The 6,212-nt window shown below is 65.4% G+C and carries 6 protein-coding genes; 4 read left to right on the top strand and 2 right to left on the bottom strand.

Annotation, left to right across the window (positions count from 1 at the left end; genetic code table 11):
- Window positions 1–1,484 (bottom strand): 5'-3' exonuclease H3TH domain-containing protein (locus tag ACTHJ1_RS02380; protein ID WP_440187101.1); only part of this gene is annotated, 1,484 nt, incomplete at its 3' end.
- 52 nt (window positions 1,485–1,536) lie between these two features.
- On the opposite strand from ACTHJ1_RS02380, the gene ACTHJ1_RS02375 reads away from it, so the two are divergent.
- Window positions 1,537–2,172, top strand: a complete 636-nt coding sequence (locus ACTHJ1_RS02375; RefSeq protein ID WP_440187098.1) for a TIGR00730 family Rossman fold protein — start codon at window positions 1,537–1,539, stop codon at window positions 2,170–2,172.
- A 44-nt stretch (window positions 2,173–2,216) separates the two neighbouring features.
- Here ACTHJ1_RS02375 and ACTHJ1_RS02370 read toward each other — a convergent pair whose 3' ends face one another.
- The gene (locus ACTHJ1_RS02370; protein ID WP_440187095.1) at window positions 2,217–2,714 is read right to left on the bottom strand and encodes a MarR family winged helix-turn-helix transcriptional regulator; all 498 of its coding nucleotides are present in this window, start codon (window positions 2,712–2,714) and stop codon (window positions 2,217–2,219) included.
- 138 nt (window positions 2,715–2,852) lie between these two features.
- Between ACTHJ1_RS02370 and ACTHJ1_RS02365 the strand changes: the two genes are divergently transcribed.
- From ACTHJ1_RS02365 to ACTHJ1_RS02355, 3 genes are read left to right on the top strand one after another with little or no spacing between them, the layout of a single operon-like run.
- Window positions 2,853–4,010 carry an amidohydrolase gene (locus tag ACTHJ1_RS02365; RefSeq protein WP_440187092.1) on the top strand — a complete coding sequence of 386 codons (1,158 nt, stop codon included), beginning with the start codon at window positions 2,853–2,855 and terminating at the stop codon, window positions 4,008–4,010.
- 33 nt (window positions 4,011–4,043) lie between these two features.
- Window positions 4,044–5,354 (top strand): MFS transporter, encoded by a 1,311-nt coding sequence (locus ACTHJ1_RS02360; protein WP_440187089.1) that lies wholly within the window; start codon window positions 4,044–4,046, stop codon window positions 5,352–5,354.
- 48 nt (window positions 5,355–5,402) lie between these two features.
- Window positions 5,403–6,212, top strand: coding sequence for an alpha/beta fold hydrolase (locus ACTHJ1_RS02355; RefSeq protein ID WP_440187086.1), 810 nt, complete (start codon window positions 5,403–5,405; stop codon window positions 6,210–6,212).

Here is a 6,212-nt window from a genome sequence, read left to right as displayed (position 1 = left end):
AAGCCGGCCTTGTCCACCGCCACCTCGTCGAAGCCGATCTGCTTGGCACCCTTGCCGCAGAGCGCTTCGTAGGTCACGCCGCTGCGGCCCAGGTAGCGCTGGGCCAGGTCGGACAGGCCCACGCCGCGGTGCGATTCCAGTACATAGGCCTGCAGCATGGTGTCGTCGGAAATGCCGGCCAAGGCGATGCCCTCATTGAGCAGCACGTGCGCGTCGTACTTCGCATGATGCAGCAGCTTGGCCGCACCGGCATCCTCGAACCAGCCGCGCAACCGCGCCAGCACCTCGTCCTTGGGCAGTTGCACCAAGGCCGATTCGTCCAGGCCCAATCCGGACGCGACGTCCGGGCCGCGGTGCGCCACCGGGATGTAGCAGGCCACGCCGGGCTCGATCGCCATCGAAATGCCGACTACGCGCGCCTGCATTTCGTCCAGCGATGTCGTCTCGGTGTCCAGCGCAACCAGCGGCGCCTGCCTGACCCTTTCCATCCAGGCATCGAAAGCGGCCCAGTCGGTGATGATGCGGTAGTCGGTTTGAACCGGCGCGGGAGGCGGCTCGCCGATTTCTCCGTCCGCAGAAGCGGGCAGCCGCGCGATGCGTGCATCGCCTTCCGGCACGCGCTGCGCATCGCCGGTCTGTTCGCGCAGCCAGGTGCGAAAACCATAGTGGTCGTACATCTCGACCAGGGTCGGCGAGTCCGGCCGGCCGAAAGCCAGATCCTGCAGGTCGTTCACAAGCCCGGCGAGATCGCAATCGCATTTGACGGTCAGCAGTTCGCGCGTGAGCCCGAACCGACCGATCGCCGCGCGCAGGTTCTCTCCCGCCACGCCCTTGATGCTGTCGGCGGCGGCGGCCAATTGCTCGACAGAACCGTACTCGGACAGCCATTTGACGGCTGTCTTGGGGCCTACCTTGGTCACGCCCGGCACATTGTCCACGGCATCGCCCACCAGCATCAGGTAATCGACGATGCGATCGGGCGTCACGCCGAACTTGGCCAGCACGCCGGCAGGGTCGAGCACCTCGTTGGTCATGGTGTTGACCAGCGTGACATGCTCGTCCACCAATTGGGCCAGATCCTTGTCGCCGGTGGAAACGATGGTATCGACGCCCTCGGCCGTAGCCCTGCGAGCCAGCGTACCGATGACATCGTCGGCCTCTACGCCCTCGACCGCCAGCACCGGCCAGCCCAGCGCGCGCACCAGGCGGTGAATCGGCTCGATCTGCGCAGCCAGATCGGGCGGCATGGGCGGTCGATGCGATTTGTACTCGGGGTACAGGTCGTCGCGAAAAGTCTTGCCGCGCGCATCGAAAATGCAGGCCGCGTAGTCTGCTTTATGATCTTGAACCAGCTTGCGCAGCATGTTCGCCACGCCGTACAGTGCCCCTGTGGGTTCGTCCTGCGCATTGCGCAGATCGGGCATGGCATGGAAAGCACGATACAAATAGCTGGAGCCGTCCACCAGCAACAGGGTTTTATTCATGACAATAAGCTTTATTCCTGAGCTCCCGCCCCGGGAGCATGTCCAGGAGATTATGGCAGAGCTGCAGACTGCCATCGGTCAGATGACCGACGTCGGCCCCGCCGTCAGCGTCTTCGGCAGCGCCCGCATCCGGCCCCCATCGCCCTACTATGCCAAGAGCGCGGCCATTACGTCGGCGCTGGCCAAGGCCGGTTTTGCCGTCATTTCGGGCGGCGGGCCCGGCATCATGGAAGCCGCCAGCAAAGGCGCTTTCGAGGCGGGCGGCCAGAGCGTAGGGCTGAACATCAAGCTGCCGCACGAATCCACCCACAACGCCCATCAAACGCACAGCCTGAACTTCCGCCATTTTTCGCCGCGCAAGTCCATCTTCTTCATGTACAGCATGGCCTATGTGGTCCTGCCCGGCGGTTTCGGCACGCTCGACGAACTGTTCGAAGCCCTGACGCTGGTCCAGACCCGCAAGCTGCGGCCTGCGCCCATCATTCTGGTGGGCCGGGAATTCTGGAGCGGCCTGGTCGACTGGATGCGCGATCAGTTGCTGACGCTCGGCACCATAGGCCGCGGCGACCTGGACCTGCTGGTCGTCGAGGACGACCCGGCCCGCGTCGTCGAACGCGTACTCGCCTTTCATCACCGGCATCCCGTGGCAGAGCTGCGTCCGCCGCAAGCGCTTGCCGCCACGAAATAGACACCGATCGCCTGGGGCGCATGCGCCCTTGCGGCGCATCACGCTCACGGACGCCTGACCGGCGGTCCGTCCCGCGCCTCATCCTGGGCGAACATCATCATCAGCTTGTCCACGAGGTGACCGAGCGATCGGCGCTCGTCCCGCGTCAACAGCGGGGACAGCATTTCATCTTCCAGCTTCTTGCCCAGCTCGTGAGCCTCGTCGCGCACGCGCAGCCCGACCGGCGTGGGCCATAGCTGAAAGTGGCGTGCGTCGTCCGGATGCACCGTGCGCCGCACCAGCTTGCGCCGTATGAGCTCGGCCAGCAGTTTGGACAGCAGCGTCTTCTCGATCAAAGACTGCCGCGACACGCTCGAGGCCGTCACGCCCGGTACGGCGCAGATGATGCGCAGCACCCGCAATTTGCGCACGTCCAGCCCGCAAAGCGCCTCGTAGGCCGAATCGGCGCGGCTGATCATGTCGGTCTTGATCAGATCGAGCTTGAAGGTGAGAAACGTGAATTCGTCCTCACTGCCTTGATCTCCTTGTTTGGAGGACGGCATGGCTACCTCGCAAAAATCCGTAAAAACCATTAGTTGAAAAATTCAACTATTGAACTACGCTACCAAAAGACAGAATCCCGCGCGCCGCCGGGCAGGCGAATGCGCCCCCCTCGCGTTATCACCACGAAGGCCTGAATTATGCAAGAAGACACCTATCTCGGCGCGCTCGCCGACGAGATGCGCGCCTGGCGCCGCGACATACACCGGCATCCCGAGCTCGGTTTCGCCGAGCACCGCACCTGCGGCATGGTAGCCAGACTGCTGGAATCCTGGGGCATCGACGTCACCGAGGGCGTGGGCGGCACCGGCGTGGTCGGCACGTTGCGCGGCGCCGGGGGGCCGGGCATGTCGCTGGGGCTGCGTGCCGACATGGACGCGCTGCCCATGGACGAACTGGGTACGGTCGCCCACCGCTCGATCAACCCCGGCGTTTTCCACGGCTGCGGCCACGACGGCCACACCGCCATCATGCTCGGCGTAGCCAAGACCCTGGCCACCGGCAAACGCGATTTCCGCGGCACCGTCCATTTCATTTTTCAGCCGGCCGAGGAAACCCTGGGCGGCGGCGCGGCCATGCTGGCGGACGGCCTGTTCGAACGCTTTCCCTGCGACGAGATCTACGCGCTGCACAATATCAACCAGTTGCCGGCCGGCGTGGTGGGTGTGCGCGACGGCGCCATCCTCTCGGCCTGCGACGTTTTTCGCATCCGCATCCAGGGCGTGGGCACCCATGCCGCCATGCCGCACCTGGGCATCGACCCCATACTCGTGGGCACGTCGCTGGTGCAGTCGCTGCAGAGCATCGTCAGCCGCAACGTCGATCCCCTCGAGACCTCGGTGGTCAGCGTCTGCACCTTCAACGCCGGCTCGGCGCGCAACGTCATCGCCGACCACGCCGAGCTCACCGGTACCGTGCGCACGCTGTCGGTCCAGACACAGCAGCTCGCGATCGCGCGCATGCAGGAAATCTGCGACGCCGCCGCAGCCATGTACCGCTGCGGCATCACGCTCGAATGGCTGGTCAGCGGCCCGCCCACCGTCAATGCTGCCGAACAGGCCGATGTGGTGCGCCGGGCCGTGCGCAACACCCTGGGCGCCGACAAGCTCGAGCCCGATATGCGCCCCCTCATGGCCTCGGAAGATTTCGCCTTCATGCTGCAGGCGCGGCCAGGCGCCTATTTCTTCCTGGGCCACGACGGCCAGATGTGCCATCACCCGCAATTCGATTTCGACGATGAAACGTCGCCGCTGGGCGTGACCGTCTTCCTGGACATCGTCAAGCAGCGCCTGGGCTGATTCAATCCTCCGCTACTCCAACCCGAGAAACCCATGAACGCCAAACCCATGCCATCGCCCGCGATGTTGCGCAAAGTGCTGCTCTCCTCCGTGCTCGGCAATGCCTTCGAATGGTTCGACTTCGCCATCTACGGCATGTTCGCCGTAGTCATCGCCAAGCTGTTCTTTCCCGCCGGCACGCCGGCGGCCTCGCTGATGCTGACGCTGGCCACTTTCGGCATGGGTTTCGTGGTGCGCCCCATCGGCGGCGTGTTGCTGGGCTTGTACGGCGACCGTGTCGGTCGCAAAAAAGCGCTGACGCTCACCATCGCGCTGATGGCGGTGGCCACCGGGCTCATCGGCATCCTGCCGACCTATGCCGCCATCGGCGTGGCAGCGCCCATCCTCGTGGTGCTGGCGCGCATGCTGCAGGGCCTGTCGGCCGGCGGCGAGTTCAGCAGTGCCACGACCATGCTGGTCGAATTCGCGCCCGAGAACCGGCGCGGCCTGTACGGCAGCCTGCAGATGTGCTCGCAGGCCCTGGCGTTCTCGCTTGGCGCGGGGGTGGCATATCTGCTCGCATCCCATCTCACGCCTGCGCAGCTCGAGTCCTGGGGCTGGCGCCTGCCCTTTCTGGTCGGCATCCTGGTCGGCCCAGTGGGCTGGATGATCCGTTCGACCGTGGACGAATCACCCGAGTTCGCAGCCTATCTCGAACGGCGCGAGAAGGCCGGCAAGCCGACGCGCGCGCCGCTCGCCCAAGTGCTGCGCGACTACCCGCGCGCCATGTTCGCCAGCATCGGCCTATGCGTGGTGGGCACCGTGTCGGCTTATGTCTTCGTGATCTTCGTGCCGATCTTCGCGCGCACGCAACTGGGCATACCCCTGCCCGACGCCAACCTCACCACCTTCGCCGGCACGCTGGTCATTCTGGTCTTTTGCCCGCTGGCCGGCTGGCTGTCGGACAAGATCGGGCGCAAGGCCGTGATCGTTCCGTCGATCGTCGCCTACGCCATCGTCGGGCTGCTGTGCTTCCGGCATCTCATCGCCGCCCCGTCCTTCGCGTCGCTGATGCTGCTGGAGATCGGGGTGTCCTTCTTCATGAGCTTTTTCTGGGGAACCATCCCCGTCGTGATGACGGAGGTCTTTCCGGTGTCCATACGTTCCACCGGCGCGGCCTTCACCTACAACATCGCGGTAATGGTCTTCGGCGGCCTGGCCCCTTTCATCAACACCTGGCTGGTGCAGACCACCGGCAGCAAGCTCGCGCCCATCTATTACGTGATGTTCAGTGCCTTGCTGGGGATCGCAGGCGCCCTGCTCTTGCCCCGCCGGCAGGCCGCGCAGTTGAGCGCAGCGACGTAGTAGCGCAAAATTTCGGCTGTTTCGTATCGAGCCAGGACCCGAGTTCCCATGACAGCCCCCGCCGCCAGCCGCGAGCAATGGATAGATCACCCTCGAGGGCGCATCTTCGCGCGCCGCTGGAGTCCGCAAGGCGTGCAGCAGCCTCCCGCGGCCCCGCCCATCCTGCTGATGCACGATTCGCTGGGCAGCGTGGCGCTCTGGCGCGACTTCCCCGCCGCGCTCAGCCAAGCCACGGGCCGTGAGGTCATCGCCTACGACAGGCTGGGCTTCGGTCGATCCGATGCGCGCAGCGGGCGGCTGTCGCTGGACTTCGTGCGCGAAGAGGCGACGGACGTCTTTGCGCTGTTGCTCGATCAATTGGGCGTGCCGCGCTGCGTGGCGATGGGGCACAGCGTGGGTGGCGGCATGGCGATACAGTGCGCCGCCGAGTACGCCGATCGTTGCGAGGCGCTGGTGACAGTCGCAGCCCAGGTATTTCCAGAGGACCGCACACTCTCGGGTATTCGCGCGGCTCGCGAGCAGTTCCGCGATCCGGGCCAGGTGGAGCGCCTGGCCCGCTATCACGGCGACAAGGCGCGATGGGTACTCGAGGCCTGGACCGAGACTTGGCTGGATCCCGGTTTTGCCTCCTGGACGCTGGTGCCGATCCTGCCTCGGGTACGCTGCCCGGCGTTGGCCGTACATGGCGAAGATGATGAATACGGCTCCGCGGTGCACCCCGACCTGATCGCGCAACACAGCGGCGGCCCGGTCGAACGCGCGATCCTGCCGGGCATCGGCCATATGCCGCACCGGGAGCAGCCCGATCAGGTGCTGCGCCGGTTGGCGGCTTTTCTCGAAGCCGGCACCGGCGGTTGA

The sequence above is a fragment of the Bordetella sp. genome (genome assembly GCF_051960075.1).
Classification (GTDB): domain Bacteria; phylum Pseudomonadota; class Gammaproteobacteria; order Burkholderiales; family Burkholderiaceae_B; genus Bordetella.
The sequence above is the reverse complement of the archived record's forward strand: the minus strand, read 5'-3'. Positions and strand labels throughout refer to the sequence as shown.